This is a genomic window from Streptomyces winkii (assembly GCF_032248595.1).
Taxonomy (GTDB): Bacteria; Actinomycetota; Actinomycetes; order Streptomycetales; family Streptomycetaceae; genus Streptomyces; species Streptomyces winkii.
Genome location: NZ_JASTTH010000004.1, coordinates 584,725 through 609,383, shown reverse-complemented (window position 1 = coordinate 609,383; position 24,659 = coordinate 584,725). Strand labels below are relative to the sequence as shown.

The following is a 24,659-nucleotide window of genomic DNA, read 5'->3' as shown; positions in this document are numbered from 1 at the left end:
CCCCGACTCCCCGGCGGATTCCCGTACTTGAGTCCAGGACGTTTCCGCCGGTCGGGGCGGTTTCCGCCGTCCGGCCGCATGTGACGCCGGTGTGTAGGGTGACGGCGTGGCCAGGGTGCGACTGAGCGTGGAGCAGCGCCGGGAGGAGCTGCTGCGCGCGACGGTGGAGCAGATCGAGGCCCGGGGCGTGTCGGCCGTCCGCATCGCCGACGTCGCATCGAGCCTGGGCGTCAGCAACGCCCTGGTGCTGTACCACTTCGCCTCGAAGGAGAAGCTCGTCGCCGCGGCGTACGCGTATGCGGCCGAGGGCGACCTGGCGCATCTGCGGAAGCTTCTGGGCCGCCGCACCACCGCGCTGCGCAGACTGCGCGCGGCACTGCGCTGGTACGCGCCCACGGGGCACGCCAAGGGGTGGCGGCTGTGGATCGAGGGCTGGGCCGCCTCGCTGCGCGAGCCCGTACTGCGGGAGGTCGCCCGCGATCTCGACGAGCAGTGGAAGGCCGCCCTGACCGAAGTGATCGCGGAGGGGGCCGGTGCCGGCGAGTTCCGCTGCGAGGACCCCTCGGCCGCGGCCTGGCGGCTCACGGCGCTCCTCGACGGCCTCGCCGTGCACGCGATCTCCTACACGGGGTCGCTCTCCCGGGCGGCGCTGCTGCGCTGGGCGGACGACGCGCTCGTACGCGAACTGGGCGTCGACCGCGAGGCGTTGACGACGGCGGGCGGCAGGGCGGTGACGTGACCGGCGGCACGCGAACCGCCGGGCCGGGCGGCCGGCGCGGGGGCCGGCCGCCCGGATGCCGTCAGCCGAAGATGTCCAGGATCTGCTGGCGCACCGTCAGGACGCTCAGCACGCCGAACAGCACGATCGCCCAGATGAGGGCGGCGATCCGGACGCCCCGCACCTTGAGCGGCGCGGGCATCGCCTTGCGGTTCATGTAGAGCAGCAGACCGGCGTAGACGAACATCATCATCCCGGCCACACAGGCCGAGATCACCAGCAGCACCAGCGGCTGGTCGAGCACCGTCAGCAGGATGACCACGCCGATGGCGACGATGGCCCACACCAGGAAGAAGTAGAGCCTGCTCTCGGAGAGCCGGGAGCCGCGCATGTACGTCGACTTGAGGACGTCCGAGGCGAGCCGGCTGGTGTAGTCGACGATGCCCGTCGCGGCGGTGAACAGCGCGAACGCGCCGATCAGCCAGAACAGCACGCCGAACCAGTTCCCCACCTGCGCCTGGAGGGCCTCGCCCTCCTTCTGGAGGAAGCTGATGTCGTTGGCCAGGCCCTTGGAGCCGAAGAGAGTGGAGTGGGCGAGGAGGGAGGAGAGCACGATGGTCAGAACGGTCACCAGGCCGAAGGTCAGGGCCTGTTCGGTGTTCGCGAACCTCCACCAGCGCTTCCACCGCGCCAGGTTCTCCTCGTTCGGCACGAAGACGTACCCGGTGGTCGCCGCCGAGTCCTCCTCCTTCTTGCCGGTCAGGGGGCTGACCAGCCGCGGCACGTAGTGGCCCATGCCGAAGCCCTTGTCACGTATCCAGTTGCTCTGGCACAGGTTCTGCCCGCCGCCCGCTCCGGCGTAGGCGATCGCGCCCATGAGCACGGCGACGCCCAGGTCGGTGGGGAACTGGCCCACGTGCGTCGCGCCCTGCGGCAGATCCGCCCAACTGGACGCCTTCACCGCGAAGATGACCGCCAGCGTGAAGAACCCGCCGATCACCGCGACCTTCAGGAACAGCAGGCCTTCCAGCGCCGTGTAGACGACCGGGGCGAGCGTGAGAATCGCGCCGATGCTCAGAAGCAGGGCGATCGCGATGTACGTGGGATTGCCGCCGAAGACGTAGGAGGCCATCGTGGCCGAGCTGGTGACCCAGCCCGGCCAGAGGTTCGACGCGTATGTCAGCAGCGCCATCACCGCGCCCCAGTGCCGCCAGTACCGGTTGAAGCCGGTCATGGCGGTCTCCCCGGTGGCGAGCGTGTACCGCTCGATCTCCATGTTCAGGAACCACTGGGTGACGATGCCGACGACCGCGCCCCACAGGAAGACGAGACCGGCCTGCGAGGCGATGTACGGCCAGAGGATGAACTCGCCCGAGGCCAGGCCCACTCCGGCACCTACGATGCCGGGGCCGATGATCTTCCAGGTCTTGCGGGGCGGGGGCGGCAGCTCCCGTACTTCGGGTGGCGGCAGATTGCGGGTGCTCAGGGGGAACGGGCCGTCGGCGGTACGGCCGGTGCCGCTTCGGTCGTCCGTGTGCGTCATCGTGAACGCCTCTCTTGGGCCGGGGGGCGGCGTAATGTGGCGGTAATCATCGAATGATTCGATGATGGCGTCCAGGGGGTGGACAGAGACGGTGGAGCAGTACCGGACCAAGCACCAGTTGGTCGTGCACGAATTGGGCCGCCGTATCGTGAAAGGTCAGCTGAAACCGGACCGGCCGCTGCCCGTCGAGGACACGCTCGCCACCGAACTCGGCGTCAGCCGCGGTGCGTTGCGCGAGGCGGTGAAGGTCCTCGCCGCCAAGGGGATGCTGCACTCCCGCCCCCGTACGGGCACGCGCGTACTGCCCCGCGACCAGTGGGACCATCTCGACCGCGATGTGCTGCACTGGCAACGGGCCTGCGAGCCACGGGAGTTGCTGCGCGACACCGGCGAACTGCGGCGCGCCGTCGAGCCGGAGGCGGCCCGGCTGGCGGCCGGGCGTGCCGGGCCCGGCCACATACGGACCATGTTCGAAGCGCTGACCGCCATGGAGACCGCCGCCGGGCAGCCCGATCTCGGCGAGTACGTCGAAGCCGACATGGCCTTTCACCGTGCGCTGCTGGACGCGAGCGGCAACCGCCTTCTCGCCTCCCTGGGGCGAGCGCTCGACGTCGCGCTCCAGCACAGCTTCGCCGTCAGCTCGCAGACCCCGGGAGCGGTCGAGGCCTCGCTTCCGGCGCACCGGGCGATCGCGGAGGCCGTCGAAGGCGGCCGGCCGTCCGAGGCCTCCGCGGCCATCCTGACGATCATCGAATCCGCCGAGCGGGAGATCGCCCGGTCGCCGGGGCTGCCCCGGTGAACTCCGCGAGGGAACGGCCTCGTCGGGCCGGCGTGCCGCAGTGCCGCGCCCCGCGTGTCAGACGGCCCCGGGACCGTCCGCCAGGTCGATGACGCGGGCCGTCGCCGACGCGGTGGCGACGGTCAGGTCGCCGTCGTCGAGGAGATGCGCCTCCAGGAAGGCCAGATCCCCCTCGCGGCGCACCACGCGGCCCTTTCCGACCAGTCGGCCCGGGCGGGCCGGACGGAGGAACGTCACCTTGAGCTCCAGCGTCGACTGGAACTCACCGGGCCCGAGCGTCGCGAGCAGCGCGGGCCCCACGGTGTCGTAGAGCATCGCGGACAGGAACGCGCCCAGGACGTTCCCCATCGGATTGGTGAAGTCCTCCGTCGCGGTGAACGCCAGCTCGATCGTGCCCTGTTCGGGGTCCGCGTCCAGGAACTCAAGGCCGAGGGTCCGCGCCGCGGGGGGGGCATCGGCACGCGTCCCTCGACCCCCTCCCAGAACGGCCCGGTTCGTTCGGGCATCGGATCTCCTGTCTGCCGCCGCCTCGGTCGCACACGGCATTGTCGGCCCGGCGGTGCCGCGCCGCACGTCACATCGGCGTACGTCCCGCGCCGGTGGCCGCCAGGAGGCTGTCCGCGACCGTTCGTGCGCCCTCGTCGCCGAGCAGCAGCGTGTAGTGGTTGGTGCCGGGAACCTTGCGGGGGCGGATGACGGTGTCCTCGATGCCGGCGGCCTTGAGCCGCTGCTCGTCGTACAGGCCCTGCGGCTCGTCCATGATGCCGCGCTCCGCCCACAGCAGTTCGCCGGCGACGGTCAGCTCGTGCACCGCGCGCGCCGTCTCCTCGGCGAGGGTGCCTTCACCGTCCGCGAGTATCGCGTCGACCAGGCACGAGGAGCGCAACTCCGGCTCGGCGCCCACCAGATCACGCATGATGTGCGCCTCCGTCCACGGCTCCCAGGACTCCGCGAACGCCGGATGGCGCTGCCAGAAAGCGCGGTACGCGGCGCGGTCGGGGAACGTCGTCTTGAGGCGCTCCATGGCCGGACCGAGCACGGCGGTGAGCAGGTCGTCCGTCGACAGGCCCTCCGGAACGGGGAAGCCCACGCCGCCGTCGACGAGCAGCAGCGACCGGAACCGCTCCGGGCTGCGCACCCCGGCGACGGCGGCCACGAACGCGCCCATCGAATGACCGGCCAGCACGACCCGGTCGAGCCCGAGCGCCTCCGTGAGGGCCGCCACGTCCTCGGCGTGCGCGGTGATGCCGTACGGGCCGGGAAGCGTGTTGCTCCCGGCGCGGCCGCGCAGGTCGGGCGCGACGAGGGTCACGCGTCCGCCGAGGTGGCGGGCGACTCCCGCCCAGGACATGGCGTTGGAGGTGATGCCGTGCAGAGCGACGACGGTGGGCGGCCCGCTGTCTCCTCCGTCCGGCGGCACGGTCGCGGGCCAGCGCAGAACGGTGAGGTGACCTCCCCGTACGGGCGCCCGCAGCTCCTCGTAAGTGATCGCTCCCATGGGACCTCCTGTCGTGGAACGGCGCCGCCGGGCGACACCCCTCGCTCCTCGCCCCGCCGCTCCCTGTCGCGGTGCGCTGATCGCGGCGCGCGCTGCCGCGTGCCTCATCGTCCGTCCCGTCCTGCCGTACTGGCGATGGAGCACCGGCACATCGCGCCCGCCCGCGCTGTGGGCCGGGCGCCCACCAGGATGCACCCACCGGGCCACCGATGGCCCATCAGCGGTTCGAGGCCCCGGGCGGGGTGGGACGAGTGTCTGCCGGGAGAGGTTTCGAGCAGGGGAGAACGGACGTGCGCGCGACCTTCGTACTGGGACGGGCCGCCGGAGTGCGGATCGGCGTCCACTGGAGTGTGCTGCTCATCTTCGCGCTCATCGCCTTCGGGCTGGCTCAGGGCCGGCTCCCGGCGACGCATCCGGGCAATGCGACGGTCCTGTACTGGGTGGCCGGGCTGTTCGCGGCCGTCGTCTTCTTCGCCTCGCTGCTCGCCCACGAACTCGCCCACGCGATCGTGGCCCGCCGCAACGGCATCGACGTGGACGACATCGTCCTGTGGCTGCTCGGCGGGGCCGCCCGGCTGAAGTCGGAGGCGTCGAACCCGGCGGCGGAGCTGCGCATCGCGGGCGTGGGCCCGCTGGTCAGCCTCCTCTTGGGAGGCGTCTTCGCGCTGGCCGCGTGGCTGTTCCATCTGGCGTCCGCACCGGGACTGGTGGTCGAGGTGGTGGGGTGGCTGGCCGCCATCAACGTGCTCCTCGCCGTCTTCAACGCCGTGCCCGCCGCCCCGCTCGACGGCGGCCGGCTGCTGCGCGCCTTCCTGTGGTGGCGCACCGGAGACCGGCTGAAGGCGACCGCCGGCGCCACCACCGCCGGACGTGTCTTCGGATGGCTGCTCGTGCTGCTGGGCGTCGTGCTGTTCCTCGGCAGCGGCTCGTTCGGCGGGCTCTGGCTCTCGGTGGTCGGCTGGTTCCTCATCGCCGCCGCCACCGCGGAGGGGCGTCAGGCGCAGCTGCGCGGCGTGCTCTCCGGTGTGCCGGTGCGGGACGCGATGACGACCGGGCCCGTCACCGCGCCGTCCGGTCTCGCGGTCGCCGATTTCCTCTCCGGGCCCGCCTACCGCTACCGGCACTCGGCGTTCCCCGTCGTACGCGACGACGGCGTCCCCGCCGGGCTGCTCACCCTGGACGGCGCCAGACGGGTGCCGTGGGACCAGGCCGAGCAAGTGACCGTGGACGAGGCGATGATCCCCCTGGAGAAGATCACGGTCGTCGGTCCGCAGGACTCGCTCGCGGACCTCCTGCCGACCATGGAGCCCGGCGCGCAGAACCGGGTGCTCGTGGCGGACGGCGGAAGGCTCGTCGGCATCCTCACCCTGTCCGACGTCAGCCGTACGGTGACGTGGCTGATGAACTTCGCCCCCGCGCGGCGCGACGGCTCGTGACGGGCGGGTGACGACCGGGCGGGCGGCGCCCCTCGTACTGGCTCCATCGCCGTACCTTTCGAAGCCGCTGTCACCGCAGCCGTCACCGCCGCACCCTGCTGAAGTCCGGGTCGAACGGCGGGCGCAAGTGCACGGTGGCCGGGCTGAGTTCGCCGCCGATGTCGACCTCGTACGTACCGGACGTGAGGTAGTCCCTCGTGACGGGAGCGCCGTCGCGGCGCCACACGTAGGCCAGCCCCGCGCAGGCCCCGAGCGTCGCCCCCCACGCCGCGGAGGTCACCTGGCCGACGGCGGCGCCGTCGCGCAGCAGCAACTCGCCGCCCCACATCATGGGTTCGGGGTCGCCGAGCACGAACGAGACCATCCTGCGCCGTACGCCCTCGGACCTGGCCTTCTCGACGGCCTCCCGTCCGCGGAAGGGGATGTGCGTCCTGAGCTTGCACGCGAACAGCAGCCCGGCCTCCACGGGGTTGTAGTCGGCGGTCAGATCGCTGCCGATCGCGCGGTAACCCTTCTCCAGCCGCAGCGAGTTGATCGCGTAGTAGCCCGCGTCGGCGAGGCCGAGCCCGGCGCCCGCGTCGGTGAGGAGTTCGTAGACCCCGACGGCGAACTCGACGGGCACATACAGCTCCCAGCCGAGTTCGCCGACGTAGGTGATGCGGGTGGCGCGCACCGTGTACGGGCCGATGTCGATCTCGCGGCTCGTGCCGAAGGGGAACGCCTCGTACGAGAGGTCCGTACGCGAGAGCTTCCGCAGCAGGGCACGCGAGTCCGGGCCCATCACGCCGAAGACGGCGTACATCGACGTCACGTCGACGGCGGTGACGTGCGCGTCCTCAGGCGTCCGCCGGCGGACGTAGTCGAGGTCCCGCTGCACCGCGCCGGAGCTGGTGACCCACAGGAACTCGTCGTGGGCGGTGCGCGTGACCGTCACGTCCGCCTCGTAACCGCCGCGGTCGTTGAGCACGCCTGTGTAGACCGTACGGCCGGGAGGAACCGCGACGTCCGCGGTGCACAGCCACTGCAACAGGGCTTCCGCGTCACGGCCCTTGACGAGCAGCTTGCCGAACGACGTCTGGTCGAACAGGGCGACCCGCTCACGGGCGGCCCGGTGTTCGGCGTCCGCCCAGGGCTGCCAGTTCTGCTTTCCCCACCCGTACTCGATGACGGGCTCGGCGCCCGCAGGCGCGAAGACGTTGGCGCGCTCCCAGCCCGTCTTCGACCCGAACACGGCGCCCGCACGCTCCAGCAGATGGTGGACGGGGGAGCGGCGGAAGGGACGGGCGGTGCCCAACTCCCTGTTGGGCCAGGGAACTTCGTAGTGAAGCCCGAGGATCTCGCCGACGCGGGCGCGCAGCCACTGGTTGTTGCCGTTGAAGCGGTTGAAGCGGCGGATGTCGACGGCCCCGACGTCGCCGGTGGGGGAGCCCTCGGCGATCCACTCGGCCAGGGCGCGTCCGGCGCCTCCCGCCGACGCGATGCCCACGGAGTTGAACCCGGCCCCCACGAAGAAGTTCCGCAGCTCGGGCGCCTCCCCGAGGATGAACTGGTTGTCCGGGGTGAAGCTCTCCGGCCCGTTGTAGAACTTCTTGATCCCCGTCTCGTGCAGTGCGGGGATGCGCACCAGGGCGTTCTCCATCAGGACGGAGAAGTGGTCCCAGTCCTCCTCCAGCAGCTGGAACTCGAAGGGGTACGGCAGCTCGTCGGGCGCGGCCCACGGCTTCGCCGCGGGTTCGAACCCGCCCACGACGAGCCCGCCGACCTCCTCCTTGAAGTAGGTATAGCCGTCCGGGTCGCGCAGGACGGGCAGGTCGCCGCGCACGCCGTCGATGCGGTCGGTGACGACGTAGAAGTGCTCGGCCGAGTGCAACGGCACGTTCACACCCGCTAGTTCGCCGACCGCCTTGGCCCACTGGCCGGCGCAGTCGACCACGAACTCCGCCTCGGTGCCGCCCTGTTCGGTGGTCACCCCGGTGACCGTGCCGTTCCGCGTGGAGACGCCCGTGACCCTGGTCCGCTCGAAGATCCGCGCACCGTTCATGCGGGCGCCCTTCGCGAGCGAGGCGGTGAGGTCGGTGGGGTTGGCGGTGCCGTCGCCCGGCAGCCAGATCGCGCCGACGAGGTCGCCGGTCTCCAGCACCGGATAGAGCTCTCTGGCGCGGGCCGGGCTGATCAGTTCGCATTCGAGGTCGTACGCCTCGGCGGTGGCGGCCGTGCGCCGCAACTGCGTCATGCGCTCCTCGGTGCGGGCGACGGTGACGCCGCCGCAGCGCTTGTAGCCGGTGGCCAGTCCGGTCTCCGCCTCCAGCCGCTCATACAGCCGTGTCGAGTACTGGACGAGGCGGGTGCCGCTCTGCGAGGCGCGCAACTGCCCGATGAGGCCGGCCGCGTGCCACGTCGTACCGGAGGAGAGCCGCCCCTGTTCGACGAGGACGACGTCTCTCCAGCCGAGCTTGGTGAGGTGGTAGGCGACGCTGGTGCCGATGACGCCGCCGCCGATGACGACGACGCGGGCGCGGGCGGGCAGGGCGCGCGCGTCCGCGTTCTCCGGGCTCATCGCAGAATCCCGTCGCCGAGGCCGTCGGTGTCGCCGTCCACGTCGGCTGTCCCGTCCACGCCGGCTGTCGCGGGGGCGTGTCCGTCCGCGCGCGCGTGTCCGTCCGTTTGGGAATCGGTCGCCAAGTGGTGTTCTCGCGTGACGCGTTCGGCCTTGTGCCGCTGTACGAGCAGGTAGTACGCGCCGCCCAGCGCCGCCGCCCCGGCGAAGCTGACGACGCCGCCCCACGCGTAGCCGCCCTCGCCGTACAACTCGACGCGCGGCCACAGCAGATTGACGGCCATGAAGAGTCCGTACGCCACCGCCAGGCCGTTCACGAGCAGGCCCGGCACGCGTCCGAGCGTGAACAGCCCGCCGGCGCCCCTGTCGTGCGGCCAGCCGGCGGACCTGCGGCGAAGCACGGGAACCGTCACCAGCAGATAGGCGGCGTAGACGATCGCGATCGCCACGGAGGTGACGATCGAGAAGATCTTGGGGTTGCCGACGTTGACGATCAGGATCGCCGCCGCCACCACACCGGAGACGAGCGCCGGGGCCGCGGGCGACCGCCGCGCGTCCGTGACGTGGGAGAGCTTCTCGCCGAACGGCAGCTTGTCGTCGCGCGCCATGGAGAACGCGATCCGGATCGTGGCCGTCTGGATCGCGAGCGTGCAGACGAACACCGCGATCGCGACGTCCAGCAGCAGGATCTTGCCCATGGTCGAGCCCAGAACCGTCTGAAGGATGTAGGGGAGACCGTCCGTGCCCAGCTTGCCGAGGCCGAGCGTGGGCGTCGCCATCAGTGCGAACAGCAGGAGCAGCGCACCGGCCAGGCCCGACGCGGCGAGGGCCTGGAGCAGCGCGACGGGAGTGCGCCGGCGGGGGTCCCGCGTCTCCTCGGCCAGCGAACCGGCCGTGTCGAAGCCGAACATGACGAACGCGGGCATGATCGCCGCCATCAGCAGAGGCGCACCGTAGCCGAGAACGTCCCAGCCGGGGGTGCCCGGACCCGCCCCCTGTGCGGAGGCGACGACCTGCGGGCCGCGCACGGCATGGACCGCCAGCAGCACCAGCACCACCGCGACGCCCAGCAACTCCGCTGCCACGCCCACGTTGTTGACCTTCGTCATGACCTTCACGCCGAGCGCGTTGATCAGGGTCGTCAGAGCGATGCAGACGGTGCCGAGGAACACCGCGTTGTGGGTGTCGTTCGCGAACACCTGGAATCCCGGCCAGAGTTGAGGCAGTACGACCTGGAGAGCCATCGTCACGGCGGCGACGCTGACGACGGAGCCGACGAGCATCGTCCAGCCCGCCATCCACGCGCCGCCCGGACCGGAGATCCGCTTCGCCCACTGGTAGACGGAGCCGGCGATCGGGAAGCGCGCACTGAGCTCCGCGAAGACCAGGGCCACGCAGAACTGCCCCGCGAGCACGGCCAGCCAGGCCCAGAAGATCAGCGGACCGCCGAACCCGTAGCCCAGGCCGAAGAGCTGGAACATGCCCGTGAGGATCGAGATGTAGCTGAACCCCGCGGCGAAGGAGGAGAAGCCGCCGAGGCCGCGGTGCAGCCGCTGGCGGTAGCCGAGGGAGGCGAGGTCGTCGGAGTCCGCCGTCTCGGACCGGCTCTGCGGACGGGCGTTGCTCTTGCGCATGGGCAGACCTTTCGCAGGTTGCGGGCGTCCGGAACGGGCCTGTGCGGAGTCGGGCCGGTTGCGGCGGTCAGTCCGCGAGCCGGACGTCCTCCAGCAGACGCTCGAAGCGGGGGCCGTCCGAGCACAGCTCGACGCCCGACTCGTACTTCTCCATCCCCCAGGTCCAGAAGTCGAAGTCGATGCGGCTGGTTGCCTGCTGGATCGACGCCCACAGCGTCCAACCGAACTTCGACATCAGTCCCTGAAGCTGCGCACGTGCGACCTTGCTCGGCCGGGGGCGGCCGAAGTACGTGGTGATCAGCTCCTCCAACTGCTCAAGTGACAGGTGGCATTCGCTCCAGATGTTTCCCAGCTCGAAGCACGGGTCGTTGTTGCCCGCGTACTCGTAGTCGATCACCCACACCTGTTCGCCGTCGTCGATGAAGTTCTCGGCGAGCAGGTCGTTGTTGCACGGCACCGTCGGCACGCGGGTGGCGTCCAGGACGGCGCGTACGCGGTGGACTGCCTCCATGTTCTCCATATAGCCGTCCGGCAGCCGGAAGCCGCGGGCGCGCACCGTGGCCAGGTACTGGTCCTGGACTGCGGCCATGTCGAAGTCGTTGACGAATCGCGGTCCTTCGTGGAGGCGGCGGCACGACGTCGCGATGCGGGCGGGGTTCCCCGGCTTTCTGACGAGTTCCTCGGACAGCGTCACGCCGTCGATGTAGCCGACGACCAGCATCCCGTGCTCGGGGAGGTAGTCGATCACGGGTGCGCCGACGCCCGCCGCCGCCGCGGCACGGGAGTTGTGGAACTCGTGGTCCCGGTCGATCGGCAGCTCCGGCTCGTTTCCGAACACCCGCACCACACAGTCGATTCCGGGTGCCACGACCCGGTAGTTGCGGTTCGTCAGCCCGCCGGGGAGCTCGCCGACCCGGCAGGCGTGACCGGAGAGGACGGGGATCTTCTCCAGGAGTTCCTTCAGCGGGCCCTCTTCGGGCCGGTGGAGGTCTTCCACGACGCCGGCGTCCTGCTTGTCCATGAGCGGTCGCTCCTCGGGTCTCGTGTCGTCGTGTCCTCGTGCGCCCGTGTACGGCTGCCGGTGGGGTTTCGGATACGCATGTTCTTCCCTGAGGACTCACGAAGGAATGCGTGCGACACCCCGGGATCACCCGTGAGCGACCGCTGGGCGGGGTGGGTGACGGGGCGGATGTCGGCTGTCAGCTCACGACTGGCAGCTGGCAACTGACAGCTGACAGCTGACAAACGACGCTATCTGTCAACGGCCGACTGCTGATCGGGCCCGACCCCGCTTTCGTGCGGCGCCCCGCCCCCGCGACTGCCGTCCTCCAGAGTCGCCAACTGACGGTCGTGCGCCCTGCCGAGGAGGAGGACGGCCGACGTCGCGCCGACGAGCGCGAGGAACATGTCCCACTGGGTGTCCCACACATCGCCCTGAGTCGCGAGGAAGTCGTCCGCGCCGGAGCCCCCGATGAGCGCGGCCCACCACTCGATCAGCTCGAAGAACGCGCTGAAGGCCAGGCAGCCGCAGACGACGAGCGGGGCAAGCCAGCGGCTGCCGCGCAGCGGAGAGCGCCGGGCGAGGATCTCCCGCCACAGGATCGCGGGGACGAACCCCTGCACGAAGTGGCCGACGCGGTCGTACGGGTTGCGCGTCAGGCCGAACCAGTCCTGGAACCACTCGCCGAGGGGGACGCGCGCGTACGTGTAGTGGCCGCCCAGGATCAGGATCAGCGCGTGCAGGGCGAGCAGACAGCACAGGAGCCCGGTCAGCGGGAAGCGGCGCCGGGCCAGCACGGCGAGCGGTACGCCGATGAAGACCCAGAACGTCTCCATCAGCCACGTGGCGCGGTCGAAGGGCGCGATGCCCGAGACGATCAGCGCAGCGGTCACCGTCACCACCAGCACGGCCCCCGGCGAGAAGCGGAAGCGCGTGCGCGGCGTCGCGGAAGGAGGCGACGTGGCCGACGACGCGGAGGTGGCCGATGAGGCAGACGAGGCGGACGAGGGCATCTGGACCATCCCGGATGAGCTGCTGTCGCGCGCACCGAGTGTGCACGCGGTGCGCGAGGACCTGTTGGGACCTTTGTGCAGGCGCACTCTTCCTCAGGGTGGGGGGCCAGGACATGAGTATGCGTACTCAACCGGGCGGCGCCGGCAAGCCGACGGTTTTGGGAGGGAGGCCGCCGTCCCTGCCCTGACCGAACGGACAGAACTCCGCGCGCCCGCAACGGCTTTCCTCAAGTGACGCTCAAATCCCGGGAAATGTTCTCCCAGGGCCGTCTGACGAACCCTCAGACGATCCTCAAGCCGTACCTCAATTCGGCCTCAAGTGCCCGGCGCGTTCCTTAATCCCCCCTCAAATCGAGGTAACGATCGGAGCGTTGAGGCGGCGGTGATTGAACCGGCACGCAGGCTTATGGGCGGTTCTCCCTGTGGTGCCTGTCACATTTGTGTGCGCGAGCCGGTCCGGCGGCCGTGGTAAATCTTCACGATCTCCTGCACGGCACCCCTCCTGTCGTGCAGGAGACCCTGTGCTGGCGCATTGCCGGCCAGCACCTCCAACCATTCCCGGGAGAGCCGGATCCGGCCCGATACGGAGACGTGGCCGGACGTGGAGAAAGGCACGGACGTAATGGTCTCGGTGGAAACAAGGCAGCCTGAGCAGGCCGGAGATGCTGCCGGCGGACGGCCCGACGAGGAGTACGAGCGGGGTCTGGGCTCACGTCAGGTCCAGATGATCGCGATCGGCGGCGCCATCGGCGTCGGGCTGTTCATGGGTGCCGGCGCGAACATCGCGAAGGCGGGCCCCAGCATCGTTCTGATGTACGCGCTGGCAGGCGTGGTCGTCTTCCTCATCATGCGCGCACTCGGTGAACTCCTCCTCTACCGGCCGATATCGGGAAGCTTCGCGGAGTACGCCCGCGAATTCCTCGGCCCCTTCTTCGGATTCGCCACGGGCTGGACGTACTGGCTCAACTGGGTCGTCACAGGAATGGCCGAACTGACCGCCGCGGCCATCTACATTCATTTCTGGTTCCCGGCTATCCCGCAGTGGTTCAGCGCACTGACGTTCCTGGTGGTGCTCTTCGGCGTCAACCTGATCTCGGTCAAGATATTCGGCGAGGTCGAATTCTGGTTCTCGATGGTCAAGGTGACGGCCATCATCGGCATGATCGTGATCGGTCTCGGCGTGCTGACCCTGGGCTTCTCGGAGGTCGGTGACACCGCCACGACCGAGAACCTCTACGCCCACCACGGCTTCTTCCCCAACGGCATCGGCTCCAGCCTGATGACGCTCCAGGGCGTCATGTTCGCCTACCTCGCCGTCGAACTCGTCGGCGTCACCGCGGGCGAGTCGGAGAACCCGGAGAAGACCCTCCCCAAGGCGATCAACACCCTTCCCTGGCGCATCATCTTCTTCTACGTCGGCGCCCTGCTCGTCATCCTGTCCGTCGTGAAGTGGACGGAGTTCTCGGAGGGCGAGAGCCCGTTCGTGAAGGCGTTCTCCGAGATGGGCATTCCGCTGGCCGCCGGGATCGTCAACTTCGTCGTACTGACCGCGGCCCTGTCGTCCTGCAACTCCGGCATGTATTCAACGGGCCGCATGCTGCGCGACCTCGCGGCGAACAGCCAGGCGCCGAAGATCTTTGGACGGCTCAATTCGCGCAAGTCGCCTGCCGTCGGCATCACGGCGTCCGTCGCGCTGATGGGTGTCGGGGTCGTCCTCAACTATCTGGTGCCGGAGAAGGCGTTCGCCTATGTCACGTCGGTGGCGACGGCCGCGGGCATCTGGACGTGGATGATGATCCTCGCCAGTCACATCCGCTACCGCAGGGCCCTGCGGGCGGGTCTGCTGCCGCGTTCTCCGTTCCCGGCGCCGGGAGGCGCCGTCGCCAGCGCGGTCGCGCTGCTCTTCCTCCTCATGGTCACGGGTCTCATCGCCTACGACTCCGAGGCGCGCATCTCGCTGTACGTGGGCGCCGTCTGGGCCGTCCTCCTCGCGGGCGGCTGGATCAGGCTGAGGAGCCGCCGGACGCAGTCCGTGGAGTCCGTCGAGACCGTGGCGGTCGGGCGGGTCCTCAAGACCGGTGACGACGTGCAGCGGCGGCAGCCGGACGGTACGGACGGCTCGCCCTCCGCCGAGTAGGCGCAGCCGCCGCTCCACGGGTGCCCCGCGGCCCCGGCGCGCTTGTGAATCGCGTCCGGGCCGCGGGGCACCCGAACGCGGCGGCGCGGGACGGTGATAGTACGGAGCGGGCCACCTGTCGCAACGGAAGGACCGCAGCATGGAAACCACGTCCCTCGACGTCGACATACCGGCTCCGGGCGGTACGGCGGACGCGTTCGCCGCCCACCCGGCCGAGGACGGGCAGTACCCGGGCGTGCTGATGTACATGGACGTGATCGGCCTGCGTCCCGTCATCAGGGACCTGGCGAGGGAACTCGCCTCGCACGGCTACTACGTGCTCGCCCCCAACGTCTTCTACCGCCACGGCCGGGCGCCGCTCTTCCCGCTGCCCGACATGACGGAGCCCGAGGGCCGTGAGGCCTTCATCGGCAAGGTGATGCCGGTGATGGCCGAACACACCCCCGACAAGTCGGTGCCGGACTCGGGCGCCTACCTCGAATTCCTTGCCCGTCAGGAGCGGGTGAGCCCCGGCAAGGTGGGCGTCACCGGCTACTGCATGGGTGCGGCGCTCGCTCTGCGCACGGCGTCCGCCCACCCCGGACGGGTCGCCGCCGCCGCCGGTTTCCACGGCGCCCGTCTGGCCACCGACGCACCGGACAGCCCGCATCTGGACGTCGGCGGCATCACCGCCGAACTGCACTTCGGCCACGCCGAGAACGACGCCGCCATGCCCCCAGAGGACATCGCGCGGCTGAACGACGCCCTGGACGCGGCCGGGGTCGCCTACACCTCCGAGGTCTATCCCGGCCCGCACGGCTTCACGATGTCCGACACCGCCGCGTACAGCCCGCCGGCGCTGGAGCGGCACTGGGAGCGCCTGCTGCCGTTGCTGCACCGGAACCTGCCGGACGACGGCTGAGGGACGCCGAGTTCGCGGTTCCCCCCTCGCTGGTCACCGGTCGCCGGGCGCCGGTCGCCGGCTCCCCCGCGCGCCCGCCGACGCCGGTTCTCCGGGCCGTCGTCGGCGCGGCCGACCGAGCCGCCCGACCCGCCCCGACCTGCTCCGAGGAGACCCCGGCCCGTTCCGCCGGGGCGCCTCCGGACCATCCCGGGACCACGTCGGGACCGCGCGGATGTCACATCGCGGCTCCGCGTTCCGTCAGGTGGCTGACGCTGTTTCCGATTCGGGAGTCTCACCATGAACGCCGCGCTGTGGACCGTGCAGATCCTGCTGGCCGCCGTATTCCTGCTGTCGGGCGCCCTCAAGGTCAGCATGCCGAAGGACCGCCTGATCGCCTCCGGCCAGACCGGGGTGGCGCCGTTCCCGCCCGCGGTGATCAAGACGACGGCGGTGTGCGAACTGCTCGCCGCGGCGGGGCTGACGCTTCCGCCGCTCACCGGCGTGGCGCCGGTCCTGACCCCGCTGGCCGCCGTGGGACTGGCCGTCGTGATGATCGGCGCCCTCGCGAGCCACGGCTGGCTGCTGCGCGCCGACCGCGCCGCCGGACGCGGTTCGTCCGAGGCGCGCAACGTCGCGGCGAACCTCGTCATCCTGGCGCTCTGCCTGTTCGTCGCGTCCGGCCGCTTCTGACGTTCCTCAGCCAGAGCCGGGGCAGGGCCTCCCCCGAAACCGGGGGAGGCCCGCGTCCGCGTCTATGCGGTGCCCCTCAACTGCCCGGCGGCAGCCCGCCGTCCCGCAGCGCGGGGTTCTCCAGCGGCGGGTCGCCGAGCACGTGCACACGCCGCAGATGGCGCGGGGCGCGGCTGGTGAAGGCCTCCCGGCCGTGCAGCAGCGTGTAGTTGTCCGCGACGACGAGGTCGCCCGTACGCCACCGGTGCGTGTACGCGACTCCGGGTGCCCGCAGGGCGCCGCTCAGTCCGCGGTGGAACTCCTTCAGACGGCCGGCCGGTATCCCGGTGAACTCCAGCACGGGGTGGTTGATGAACTCGTCGTCCGGAGCGACGGGTTCGTTGTAGCGGATCACGGCCTGCCCGGTGACGGGGTGCTCGGCCACCACCGGGGAGACGGCCGTGCTCTCGTAGAACTCGGTCTTGCGGCGGTAGGTCCCCGTGACCTGTTCCCACAGCGCCCGTGTCTCCGGCTCCGCCTCCCGCAGGACGGCCGAGGTCTGGGAGAAGACCGTTCCGCCCCCCTGGTCGTAGCGGGGTGCGCTCACGCAGTGGAAGATCTGGAACTCCGGCACCTGGGGCCGGTACATGCCGTCCCAGTGCAGCGGCACATGGCGGTGGTCGAAGATGTGGTCGTCGGGGTTCTCGTGCTCGACGAGTTCGAGCACGGCACCGAACGGCCACATGCCGATCTCGCCCCAGCGGGCGCAGTACGCGGCCAGTTCGTCGCCGTCCGCGAAGCCGGAGAACCCGCGCAGGAGCAACAGGTGCTGGGAGCGGGCCAGTTCGCGCAGTTCCTCGACGGGAAGGTCCGTCAGTCTCTCCTGCGGCGAAGACGCCTGGACGAGGGCTCCGAACGCCGCGCGGGGCGGGCGGACCCGAGTACGGATGGTCAAGATCACCACTCCTTCGGTGTGTTGGGTGCGGTGCCCGCCGCCGCATGCGCGACCGCGTGCCGGGCCGTGCCGCCGGAGTCCTCACGCGCGGAGCGGGCGGGCCCGCGCAGGACGTAGTGGCTCGGCCGGCCGTCGCGTTCGACGAGTTCGCAGTCCAGAGCCTCGGCCTCCGCGCGCTTCATCAGCACCGTGCGCCCGCCGATGTCGACGGCGACGCCGTGCCACGGCGTGAGCCATCTCCCGGTGGAATCGCCGAGGCGGATGCCCAGCTTCGCCGCGGAGCAGGGCTGCGGGTGTATCGACAGCCTGACCGAGCCGGGGAAGCGCCCGGCGAGGAACTCGCCCCAGGCCTTGCTGCGTTGGATGACGACGTACGCGCGCGTGCGCGCGTCCCGTTGCAGCGCGGCCCTGCTGCCCTCGTACTCCGGTGTGTTGCCGTCCTCGAAGAGGAAGCGGGTGATCGCGCGGTACAGCGGCACGTCCTCGCCCTCCCGTACGCGGCTGCGCAGCCGGTCCAGCGGCACGGCGTGGCGTTCGATGAGGGCCGTGCGCATCCCGTCGTGGTCGAGGCCCGCGAACTCCGGCACCTGGTCGAGCGTGAAGAGCGAGACGGCGCCGCCCGGAAGCGCGGCGATCATCGTGCGCAACTCCCGGTGGTAGGCGGTGATGTCGTCGTCCGGGATGCGGACCGCGTCGCTGAAGACACGGCCGTCGGAGCAGATCACGATCTCGGCGCCGGGCGGATGGATCCCCCGGATCGCCGCCGCGAGGGAGTCGAGGAAGCCCAGCGCCGCCTCCTCGGCCATGTCGGGGAGGGCGCCCAGCACCTTGGCGCGGTTGGGGGACTTGCCCGGGAAGGCGGGGAGGACGAGACGTACGGGGCGCTCCTCCCGTACGAACGTCTCGATCACGCGGGCCTGAGCGTCGCGGCAGGCGGCGCAGGGCAACTCGCGGCACTCGCCCGGCTGTCCGGTGCGGTGCGGTCTTCGCTGACGGTCCAGCAGCAGTCCGGCTATGTCGTTCGCCCGCTCCCTGGCGCGGGAGGCGGTGCGGGCATGCGGGGTGAGCATGCGAAGGCTCCTGGGGGTGAGTGGGGGGTGGCTCCGGGCGCCCGTGATCTCACGATGCCCGCTGCCGGCCGCTCCCGGCTCATCCCAGCTGGACATAGCATCGTGTGATGGACCTCGAAGTGCGCCACCTCCGAGTGGTCCGGGCCGTCGCGGACGCGGGGAGCCTGACCAGGGCGGCCGCCACTCTCGGGCTCTCCCAGCCCGCCCTGACGGCACAGTTGCAGCGCATCGAACGCATGCTGGGCGGCTCGCTGTTCGTACGGCACCGAGGCGGCGCGGACCCGACGGCACTGGGCGAACTGGTCGTCGCCAAGGCCCGCGAGCTGCTGCCGCAGCTGGACTCGGTGCAGCAGGAGGTCCTGTCCCATCTGGGCTTCTCCGGCGGCCGGCTGACGCTGCGGTACGTCGCCAATCCGGGGCCGCTGATGGTGCGTCTGCTGGAGCCTCTGCGCGCGCTGTTCCCCGGTGCGGAAGCGAGGCTGCGCACGGAGCCGGACGTCGCGACCGTGCTCGACCTCGTCGCCGCCCGGCAGCAGGACCTGGGCGCGCTCGTGGAGTACGAGGGGGGCCCGCGTCCGGAGCGCCGGGAGGTGGAGCAGCGGGTGGTGGCCGTCGAGCCGGCGTTCGTGCTCCTGCCGGAAGCGCATCCGATGGCGGAGCGCACGATGCCGGGCCTCGACGAACTGGCCCGCGACGTATGGGTGTTGCCGCCGAGCCAGGGCAGCGGCCTGCACGACGCCTTCACCGCCGCCTGCACGGGTGCCGGCTTCACCGCGATCGTCCAGCACGAGGCCGAGGCCGCCGCGGCCCGCGAACTCATCGTCGCCGGGGTGGCGATCGGCCTGGGGCAGGCCACGTTCCGCAGCACGCCGGGCATCGTGCCGAGGCCGCTGCGCGGGACGCCGCTGCGGCTGCGGCACTCCCTGGTGTGGCACCGGGACGGCGCCCTGGCACCGCACGGCGCGGCACTCGTCGGCAAGGCGGAGCAGGCCTACGCGGACGCCATCGGCAACAACCCGCAGTACGAGGCATGGCTCAGCGACCACGGCCACCGCGGCCCGACGCACCGGGCGCCGGGCTGAGGGGACGGGACGTTGCGTACCGGTGGCGGGGGCGGGAGACGCGTCCCCGGACGGGTGACCGCGGCGCCGTTCCTCGCCCGCGCGCGCCTCAGCGCCGGTCCCCCCAACGGTCCATGAACGTCCCGTAGTTCATGATCTTGCACACCGGCGGCCGTGCCGCCGGGGCCGGATCAGCCCCCGCCCGTCAGCGGCCGGGAGGTGCGGGGACGAGGCCGTCCGCTACCAGTCCGGCGAGCACCGCCTCGCCCAGCGCCTGCACGGCGGACTGCGGCCGGACCATCACGGTGAACTCCTTGATCCTGCCCGCGTCGTCGAAGTGGAGCAGGTCCATGCCGTGGATCTGCTTGCCGTCCACTGTCGCGCGGAAGAGGAGGACGGCGGCCGCCGCCTCGTCGCCGTCGACGCCGGTCTGGGCCGCGCCCTCGAACTCGCCGATGTAGCGGAAGTCCTGGAACGTGCGCAGCAGGACGCCGAAGAGTCCCATCACCATCGGCCTGCCCTCGAACGGGGCGAACTTCACGGGGCTGTAGAAGCGGACGTCCTCCGTGAACAGGTCTTCCAGCGCTTCGGCGTCGCGGTTCTCGACGGCGGCGCGGAAGCGTGCTGCGGTCTCCATGGTCCTCCTGTGCAGAGCTCTCATACTCAAAAAAGTGAGTAGTCACATTCTTGAGTATGATGCACGGGCGGGCGAAGTCTGGGAAGAGGGAGCGTCGATGGCCTTGCGGCATGCGGTGCTGGCGGCGCTGCTCGACGGCGAGTACAGCGGCTACGAGTTGGCCAAGGCGTTCGACGTCGGCGTCGCGAACTTCTGGCACGCCCGGCCCCAGCAGCTGTACTCGGAGCTCACCAAGCTGGAGAAGCAGGGCCTGGTCACGGGGCGGCAGGTGGTGCAGGAGACCCGTCCCAACAAGCGCCTCTTCCGGGTGTCCGACGCGGGCGTCGCGGAGCTGGAGCGGTTCGCCGCGAATGCGTCGAAGCCCTCGTTCATCCGCGACGAACTGCTCGTCAAGGTCCAGGCCGTGGACCGCACCGGCACCGGCCCGGTGATCGGGCAGCTCGAAGAGCGCGCGTCGGCGGCGGAGGCCAAGATCGAGCTCTTCGGCGAGCTGCTGCGGCGCATGCGCGGCGAGTCGGACGAGAGGGAGTTCCTGCGGCGGGGCGAACGGATCGGCCCGTATCTGACCTGCCTGCGCGGCCTGGCCTTCGAGGAGGGCCACCGGGACTGGTGCCGCCGCGTCGCGGACGTCCTGAGGGCACGCGAATAGGCGTGCGGGGAGGCGTACGGACGCTCGCCCCGGCGGTCATCGAGGCCCGATCGCCGCCGCCCGTCGGCCCGTTCGTCACCCGTCCGGTGCCGGAGGCCATCGCAGCAGCCGGGACACCGCGAGGGCGTCCGGGCCGAGGGCGGTGACGAGCACCGCCGGACCGGCCAGCGGTGTGACCGCCGCTCCCGGGCCCAGGACCCGTGGCTCGGGCGGAGCGCCCGCCAACTCCGGGTCGACGACGAGCAGTTGGCCCGCCGCCCGGTGGCCGCCGAGCACGGCGCCGCCCTCCCAGCCCGGAGCGCCGAGCCCGGTGTCGAGCTGCTGGTCGAGCAGCGGGCGGCCCTCGCGCCGGACCGTGAGCCGCGTGGTGAGACGTCCCGGTTCCTCGCCGCTGCGCCCGAGCACCGAGACGTCGCGCAGCAACAGCCGGGCGGTGGCGGCGAGTTCGATCAGGACGGTCTGCCGCAGGACGCTGCGGGACGCCGAGATGAGCGGCTCCGGAAGCCAGCACAGCTCTCCGTGCTCGCCGACGGACAGCCGTACGTCGTAGTGCGCCGCTTCGCCGCCGCGTCCGGGCAGCGCGACGGTGGCCGCCGCCGAGTCGACGCGCAGCCGGGCCCGCGCCCCGACCCGTACGTCCAGGGCCAGCCGGTCGCCGCCGAGCGGCCCGCTCATGGCGCCGACGAGCGTCACCCGTGCCTCGTTCCCCGCCGCGCGGGTGAGGCGCGGCGCCAGCGGTCCCTCGCCGCGCACCGTGCGCACCGCGGTGCCTCCGCGGCCGTCGGCTTCGGCGCTGATGCGGGCCGCCGCCCGTACGGCGGACGAGTGCGGCACCGGGACCGGGACAGGCTCCGTCGCGGCTGCCGTCGAGGGCGCCGTCGTGCCGCCGCGGGCCGCGCCGGGCACCGCGGACTCGCCCGCCGCGCCCGTCACTTCGGCGTCGCCGGTGTACGTAGCTCCGGTGGTCCCGTCCACGCTCGTCGCTCCGGCCGTGCCGCTCACGCGGACGCGGTCTCCCGCTGCCACGCCGCGAGGCGCGCACGCGTCCAGTCGGCCACCGGCGTCACACCGTCCTCGGCGTTGAGCGACGTGAGGGCGACGGGGAGCTTCCCGCGCTGCTTCTCCGCCTCCGCCGCCATGGACGCCAGGTCGGAACCGACGTACGGGGCGAGGTCCGTCTTGTTGATCACGAGCAGATCGGAGGTGGTGATGCCGGGGCCGCCCTTGCGCGGGATGTCGTCGCCCGCAGCCACGTCGATGACGAAGATCTGCGCGTCGACGAGTCCTCTGGAGAACGTGGCGGTCAGGTTGTCGCCTCCGGATTCGACGAGGACGAGGTCGAGGCCGCCCGAGGGCGCGGCGGCCTCCTCCAGGTCCTCGATGGCTTCGAGGTTGGCGGAGATGTCGTCGCGGATCGCGGTGTGCGGGCAGGCGCCGGTCTCGACGGCGGTGATCCGCTCCGGCGGCAGCACGGCCGCGCGCACCAGGAACGCGGCGTCCTCCCGCGTGTAGATGTCGTTGGTGACCACGCCGAGCGAGAACTCCTCGCGCAGCACGCGGCACAGGGCGGCGACGGTGGCGGTCTTGCCGGAGCCGACCGGACCGCCGAGCCCGATCCGCAGCGCGCGGCGCGCCCCGCCGGACCGTCCGGGCGAGCGCAGGGGCGCCGGTTCGGCGCCGTGGGTGTGACGTTGAGGAAGGCCCTCGGTGTTCTCCAGATGCATGACGCTGGCTCCTTCGTGGGGGTCTGAGTCCTCGGTGTACGGACGCCGCTGCCGGTAACGCGCCCCGGTCACCGTCCCGTTCACCGGTCCGGGTCTCAGGAGGCGAACAGGCGCACCGGCCAGGTGGCGTGGTCCTCCGCGGTGATCTCCAGCAGGGGTGCGGCGGCGGCCGGAAGCGAGTCGACGCTGGCGCCCGCCGCGTCGGCGGCCTGCCGGGCGACCTCGTCGACGGCGGGTGCGAGCCGGGCGAGCACCGCTGTGGCCTCGAAGGGGTCGAGCGAGAGCAGACGTACGGCCGCGGTCGCCGGAACCGACACCGCTTCGTAGGCCGCCGCGTACGCCGCGTCCCGCGGGGCGAGTCCGGCACCGGCGGCCGCGAGCCCGAGGACGACCGGCTGGTGCGCACCCCGCGGACGCGCCGCCGCCAGAGCGTCGAGCGCCGTAGAGGGCCATGCGGCACGGGCCGCGCGCATCAGCTGACGGCCGAGCCTTCGCGAGGTGCGCCGCAGCGCGGGGGAGGGCGTACGGGCGTCGGCGGCCTCGTCGAGGTCGAGGACGTCGTGCACACCGGTCGCCGCCGCGGCGGCGAGCCCCGAGCTCACCAGCCCCGCCGTGTGCAGCCGTCCGCGGCAGAACTCGCGCAGCGTGGCGGCGTCGGTGATACGGCCGGCGCGCACGGCGGCCTCGGCTCCGCCCGAGTGCGCGTGCGTGCCCGCGGGGAAGCGTCCGTCACTGAGGACGAGGAGAGCTGCTGTCGCTGTCATCCGGTGCCGTCCAGCCGTTCCACGGAGGTCACGTGTCCGATGGCACGTGACAGGTGCCAGAGAAGTATCGGTGGCGCGGCCCTCAGAAGAGGAAGTACCGCTGCGCCATGGGCAGTTCGGAGGCCGGAGCCGGGTCGATCGGTTCGCCGTCCACGGTGACCGTGAAGGTGTCGGGGTCGACGGTGACGTGCGGCAGCGCGTCGTTGCCCCGCATGTCCGCCTTCGTGACCCCGCGCGTATCGCCGGTGGCGGCGAACCGCTTGCCGAGGCCGAGCCGTTCGGGCAGCCCGTCCTCCAGCGCCGCCGGGTTCACGAAGTTGAGCGAGTTGGCCGCCGGAGCACCGCCCGTGGCCCCGAACATGGGCCGGGGCAGCACGGGTTGGGGCGTGGGGATGGAGGCGTTGGCGTCGCCGATCTGCGCGTACGCGATCTGCCCGCCCTTGATGACGACGTGCGGCTTCACACCGAAGAACGCCGGTTCCCACAGCACCAGGTCGGCCAGCTTGCCCGGCTCGACGGAGCCCACCTCGGCGTCGATGCCCTGGGCGACGGCGGGGTTGATGGTGTACTTCGCGACGTAGCGGCGGGCGCGCAGATTGTCGGCGCCATCGCCGTCCCCCGGAAGCGCCCCGCGCCGCAGCTTCATCACATGCGCCGTCTGCCAGGTGCGCAGCACGACTTCGCCGATCCGTCCCATGGCCTGGGAGTCGGAGGAGATGATCGAGATGGCGCCCATGTCGTGCAGCACGTCCTCGGCGGCGATCGTCGAGGGCCTGATGCGTGACTCCGCGAATGCGAGATCCTCGGGGACGGCCGGGTTGAGGTGGTGGCACACCATCAGCATGTCGAGGTGTTCCTCGACGGTGTTCACGGTGTGCGGCCGCGTCGGATCGGTCGAGGACGGCAGCACGTTGGGCCGGCCGACCACGGTGATGATGTCCGGCGCGTGACCGCCTCCCGCGCCTTCCGTGTGGTACGCGTGGATTCCGCGGCCGTCGATCGCCGCGAGGGTGTCCCCGACGAAGCCCGCCTCGTTCAGCGTGTCTGTGTGGACTGCGAGTTGGGCCCCGGTCTCCTCGCACACGCCGAGGCACGTGTCGATCGCGGCGGGGGTGGCCCCCCAGTCCTCGTGGATCTTGAATCCGGCCGCGCCGCCCCGCAGTTGGCTGTGCAGCGCCTCGCGCGAGACGGTGTTCCCCTTGCCCAGCAGGCCGACGTTGACGGGCATCCCGTCCATCGCGGCGAGCGTACGGGCGAGATGCCACGGGCCCGGCGTGATCGTGGTCGCCTTCGTGCCCTCGGCGGGGCCCGTACCGCCGCCGATCAGCGTCGTCACACCGGACGCGAGCGCCTCGTCGACGAGTTGGGGACACACGAAGTGGACGTGGGCGTCGACGCCGCCCGCGGTCAGGATCCTGCCGTTCCCGGCGATGATCTCGGTCTCGGGCCCGATGACGAGATCGGGGTGCACGCCGTCCATGGTGTCCGGGTTGCCGGCCTTGCCGAGCGCGGTGACGCGGCCGTCGCGGATGCCGACGTCCGCCTTGACCACGCCCCAGTGGTCGAGGACGAGAGCACCGGTCACGACGGTGTCGGGCGCGCCCTCGGCACGCGTCGCGAGTGCCTGGCCCATGGACTCGCGGATGACCTTGCCGCCGCCGAACACGGCCTCGTCGCCCGCGCGACCGGGGCCTCCGCAACGGTCCTCCTCGACCTCGACGAAGAGCCCGGTGTCCGCGAGGCGCACGCGGTCGCCGGTCGTCGGCCCGTACAGGTCGGCGTAGGCGGCCCGGGAGAGCACGCCGCCGTCGTCAGTCATCGCCGCCTCCGTCCGCGTTCTCCTTGCCCTCTCTGTCCTTTCTGTCCTCTCTGTCCTCGCCGTCACGGCCGGGCTCCTGTCCGGACTCGCCGT

At 71.4% G+C, this 24,659-nt stretch carries 23 protein-coding genes; 9 read left to right on the top strand and 14 right to left on the bottom strand.

Annotation, left to right across the window (positions count from 1 at the left end):
- Positions 1–106 precede the first annotated feature (106 nt).
- Positions 107–739 carry a TetR/AcrR family transcriptional regulator gene (locus QQM67_RS14830; RefSeq protein WP_314174292.1) on the top strand — a complete coding sequence of 211 codons (633 nt, stop codon included), beginning with the start codon at positions 107–109 and terminating at the stop codon, positions 737–739.
- 61 nt (positions 740–800) lie between these two features.
- Here the strand turns inward: QQM67_RS14830 and QQM67_RS14825 are convergent, their stop codons facing one another.
- Positions 801–2,261, bottom strand: coding sequence for an Nramp family divalent metal transporter (locus QQM67_RS14825; protein WP_314174291.1), 1,461 nt, complete (start codon positions 2,259–2,261; stop codon positions 801–803).
- A gap of 64 nt (positions 2,262–2,325) precedes the next feature.
- Between QQM67_RS14825 and QQM67_RS14820 the strand changes: the two genes are divergently transcribed.
- On the top strand, positions 2,326–3,060 hold the full coding sequence (locus QQM67_RS14820) for a FadR/GntR family transcriptional regulator (protein WP_314174290.1): 735 nt from the start codon (positions 2,326–2,328) through the stop codon (positions 3,058–3,060).
- A gap of 57 nt (positions 3,061–3,117) precedes the next feature.
- On the opposite strand, the gene QQM67_RS14815 is transcribed toward QQM67_RS14820, so the two are convergent.
- Complete coding sequence (locus QQM67_RS14815) at positions 3,118–3,606, bottom strand: PaaI family thioesterase (RefSeq protein ID WP_314174289.1); 489 nt, start codon at positions 3,604–3,606, stop codon at positions 3,118–3,120.
- A gap of 28 nt (positions 3,607–3,634) precedes the next feature.
- Complete coding sequence (locus QQM67_RS14810) at positions 3,635–4,558, bottom strand: alpha/beta fold hydrolase (RefSeq protein ID WP_314174288.1); 924 nt, start codon at positions 4,556–4,558, stop codon at positions 3,635–3,637.
- Between the two features lie 290 nt (positions 4,559–4,848).
- Here QQM67_RS14810 and QQM67_RS14805 point away from each other — a divergent pair, with 290 nt between their 5' ends.
- Positions 4,849–5,994, top strand: a complete 1,146-nt coding sequence (locus QQM67_RS14805; protein WP_314174287.1) for a site-2 protease family protein — start codon at positions 4,849–4,851, stop codon at positions 5,992–5,994.
- An 82-nt stretch (positions 5,995–6,076) separates the two neighbouring features.
- On the opposite strand, the gene QQM67_RS14800 is transcribed toward QQM67_RS14805, so the two are convergent.
- The 4 genes from QQM67_RS14800 to QQM67_RS14785 all read right to left on the bottom strand — a co-directional run bounded on the left by QQM67_RS14800 (position 6,077) and on the right by QQM67_RS14785 (position 12,078).
- The gene (locus QQM67_RS14800; protein WP_314174286.1) at positions 6,077–8,551 is read right to left on the bottom strand and encodes a GcvT family protein; all 2,475 of its coding nucleotides are present in this window, start codon (positions 8,549–8,551) and stop codon (positions 6,077–6,079) included.
- Positions 8,548–10,185 (bottom strand): APC family permease, encoded by a 1,638-nt coding sequence (locus QQM67_RS14795; protein ID WP_314174285.1) that lies wholly within the window; start codon positions 10,183–10,185, stop codon positions 8,548–8,550. Before QQM67_RS14795 ends, QQM67_RS14800 begins: the two co-directional genes overlap by 4 nt.
- Before the next feature lie 67 nt (positions 10,186–10,252).
- Positions 10,253–11,206: a choline/ethanolamine kinase family protein gene (locus QQM67_RS14790; protein WP_314174284.1), complete on the bottom strand. Its 954-nt coding sequence runs from the start codon at positions 11,204–11,206 to the stop codon at positions 10,253–10,255.
- A gap of 230 nt (positions 11,207–11,436) precedes the next feature.
- Positions 11,437–12,078: a DUF2238 domain-containing protein gene (locus QQM67_RS14785; protein WP_314174283.1), complete on the bottom strand. Its 642-nt coding sequence runs from the start codon at positions 12,076–12,078 to the stop codon at positions 11,437–11,439.
- Between QQM67_RS14785 and QQM67_RS14780 the strand changes: the two genes are divergently transcribed.
- The 4 genes from QQM67_RS14780 to QQM67_RS14765 all read left to right on the top strand — a co-directional run bounded on the left by QQM67_RS14780 (position 12,050) and on the right by QQM67_RS14765 (position 15,908).
- Entirely contained in the window at positions 12,050–12,433 is a 384-nt protein-coding gene (locus tag QQM67_RS14780) for a hypothetical protein (protein ID WP_314174282.1), read from the top strand. The two genes, QQM67_RS14785 and QQM67_RS14780, sit on opposite strands and share 29 nt — an antisense overlap.
- Positions 12,434–12,820: 387 nt before the next feature.
- Entirely contained in the window at positions 12,821–14,335 is a 1,515-nt protein-coding gene (locus QQM67_RS14775) for an amino acid permease (protein WP_314174281.1), read from the top strand.
- 139 nt (positions 14,336–14,474) lie between these two features.
- Positions 14,475–15,236 carry a dienelactone hydrolase family protein gene (locus tag QQM67_RS14770; RefSeq protein ID WP_314174280.1) on the top strand — a complete coding sequence of 254 codons (762 nt, stop codon included), beginning with the start codon at positions 14,475–14,477 and terminating at the stop codon, positions 15,234–15,236.
- A 279-nt stretch (positions 15,237–15,515) separates the two neighbouring features.
- A complete protein-coding gene (locus QQM67_RS14765; protein WP_314174279.1) occupies positions 15,516–15,908 on the top strand; it encodes a DoxX family protein in 393 nt (130 codons plus the stop codon).
- A 76-nt stretch (positions 15,909–15,984) separates the two neighbouring features.
- Here QQM67_RS14765 and QQM67_RS14760 read toward each other — a convergent pair whose 3' ends face one another.
- A complete protein-coding gene (locus QQM67_RS14760; protein WP_314174278.1) occupies positions 15,985–16,842 on the bottom strand; it encodes a TauD/TfdA dioxygenase family protein in 858 nt (285 codons plus the stop codon).
- Positions 16,843–16,844: 2 nt separating this feature from the next.
- A complete protein-coding gene (locus tag QQM67_RS14755) occupies positions 16,845–17,912 on the bottom strand; it encodes an isocyanide synthase family protein (RefSeq protein ID WP_314174277.1) in 1,068 nt (355 codons plus the stop codon).
- A gap of 107 nt (positions 17,913–18,019) precedes the next feature.
- Between QQM67_RS14755 and QQM67_RS14750 the strand changes: the two genes are divergently transcribed.
- Positions 18,020–18,994, top strand: a complete 975-nt coding sequence (locus QQM67_RS14750) for a LysR family transcriptional regulator (RefSeq protein WP_314174276.1) — start codon at positions 18,020–18,022, stop codon at positions 18,992–18,994.
- Between the two features lie 184 nt (positions 18,995–19,178).
- Here QQM67_RS14750 and QQM67_RS14745 read toward each other — a convergent pair whose 3' ends face one another.
- On the bottom strand, positions 19,179–19,610 hold the full coding sequence (locus QQM67_RS14745) for a nuclear transport factor 2 family protein (RefSeq protein WP_314174275.1): 432 nt from the start codon (positions 19,608–19,610) through the stop codon (positions 19,179–19,181).
- A 97-nt stretch (positions 19,611–19,707) separates the two neighbouring features.
- On the opposite strand from QQM67_RS14745, the gene QQM67_RS14740 reads away from it, so the two are divergent.
- Positions 19,708–20,259 (top strand): PadR family transcriptional regulator, encoded by a 552-nt coding sequence (locus QQM67_RS14740; RefSeq protein ID WP_314174274.1) that lies wholly within the window; start codon positions 19,708–19,710, stop codon positions 20,257–20,259.
- 75 nt (positions 20,260–20,334) lie between these two features.
- Here the strand turns inward: QQM67_RS14740 and QQM67_RS14735 are convergent, their stop codons facing one another.
- The 4 genes from QQM67_RS14735 to QQM67_RS14720 all read right to left on the bottom strand — a co-directional run bounded on the left by QQM67_RS14735 (position 20,335) and on the right by QQM67_RS14720 (position 24,566).
- Positions 20,335–21,093, bottom strand: a complete 759-nt coding sequence (locus QQM67_RS14735) for an urease accessory protein UreD (RefSeq protein WP_314174489.1) — start codon at positions 21,091–21,093, stop codon at positions 20,335–20,337.
- Between the two features lie 164 nt (positions 21,094–21,257).
- Entirely contained in the window at positions 21,258–21,983 is a 726-nt protein-coding gene (gene ureG / locus QQM67_RS14730; protein ID WP_314174273.1) for an urease accessory protein UreG, read from the bottom strand.
- 95 nt (positions 21,984–22,078) lie between these two features.
- Positions 22,079–22,747 (bottom strand): urease accessory protein UreF, encoded by a 669-nt coding sequence (locus QQM67_RS14725; RefSeq protein WP_314174272.1) that lies wholly within the window; start codon positions 22,745–22,747, stop codon positions 22,079–22,081.
- Positions 22,748–22,829: 82 nt separating this feature from the next.
- Entirely contained in the window at positions 22,830–24,566 is a 1,737-nt protein-coding gene (locus tag QQM67_RS14720; protein WP_314174271.1) for an urease subunit alpha, read from the bottom strand.
- Positions 24,567–24,659 lie beyond the last annotated feature (93 nt).

What these genes read in the sequence shown, in the direction of transcription:
- QQM67_RS14825 (WP_314174291.1), bottom strand. Translation starts at nt 2,261, where the DNA reads ATGACGCACACGGACGACCGAAGCGGCACCGGCCGTACCGCCGACGGC.
- QQM67_RS14820 (WP_314174290.1), top strand. Translation starts at nt 2,326, where the DNA reads ATGGCGTCCAGGGGGTGGACAGAGACGGTGGAGCAGTACCGGACCAAG.
- QQM67_RS14815 (WP_314174289.1), bottom strand. Translation starts at nt 3,606, where the DNA reads ATGCCGTGTGCGACCGAGGCGGCGGCAGACAGGAGATCCGATGCCCGA.
- QQM67_RS14810 (WP_314174288.1), bottom strand. Translation starts at nt 4,558, where the DNA reads ATGGGAGCGATCACTTACGAGGAGCTGCGGGCGCCCGTACGGGGAGGT.
- QQM67_RS14800 (WP_314174286.1), bottom strand. Translation starts at nt 8,551, where the DNA reads ATGAGCCCGGAGAACGCGGACGCGCGCGCCCTGCCCGCCCGCGCCCGC.
- QQM67_RS14795 (WP_314174285.1), bottom strand. Translation starts at nt 10,185, where the DNA reads ATGCGCAAGAGCAACGCCCGTCCGCAGAGCCGGTCCGAGACGGCGGAC.
- QQM67_RS14790 (WP_314174284.1), bottom strand. Translation starts at nt 11,206, where the DNA reads ATGGACAAGCAGGACGCCGGCGTCGTGGAAGACCTCCACCGGCCCGAA.
- QQM67_RS14780 (WP_314174282.1), top strand. Translation starts at nt 12,050, where the DNA reads ATGCCCGAGACGATCAGCGCAGCGGTCACCGTCACCACCAGCACGGCC.
- QQM67_RS14775 (WP_314174281.1), top strand. Translation starts at nt 12,821, where the DNA reads ATGGTCTCGGTGGAAACAAGGCAGCCTGAGCAGGCCGGAGATGCTGCC.
- QQM67_RS14770 (WP_314174280.1), top strand. Translation starts at nt 14,475, where the DNA reads ATGGAAACCACGTCCCTCGACGTCGACATACCGGCTCCGGGCGGTACG.
- QQM67_RS14765 (WP_314174279.1), top strand. Translation starts at nt 15,516, where the DNA reads ATGAACGCCGCGCTGTGGACCGTGCAGATCCTGCTGGCCGCCGTATTC.
- QQM67_RS14755 (WP_314174277.1), bottom strand. Translation starts at nt 17,912, where the DNA reads ATGCTCACCCCGCATGCCCGCACCGCCTCCCGCGCCAGGGAGCGGGCG.
- QQM67_RS14750 (WP_314174276.1), top strand. Translation starts at nt 18,020, where the DNA reads ATGGACCTCGAAGTGCGCCACCTCCGAGTGGTCCGGGCCGTCGCGGAC.
- QQM67_RS14745 (WP_314174275.1), bottom strand. Translation starts at nt 19,610, where the DNA reads ATGGAGACCGCAGCACGCTTCCGCGCCGCCGTCGAGAACCGCGACGCC.
- QQM67_RS14740 (WP_314174274.1), top strand. Translation starts at nt 19,708, where the DNA reads ATGGCCTTGCGGCATGCGGTGCTGGCGGCGCTGCTCGACGGCGAGTAC.
- ureG (WP_314174273.1), bottom strand. Translation starts at nt 21,983, where the DNA reads ATGCATCTGGAGAACACCGAGGGCCTTCCTCAACGTCACACCCACGGC.
- QQM67_RS14725 (WP_314174272.1), bottom strand. Translation starts at nt 22,747, where the DNA reads ATGACAGCGACAGCAGCTCTCCTCGTCCTCAGTGACGGACGCTTCCCC.
- QQM67_RS14720 (WP_314174271.1), bottom strand. Translation starts at nt 24,566, where the DNA reads ATGACTGACGACGGCGGCGTGCTCTCCCGGGCCGCCTACGCCGACCTG.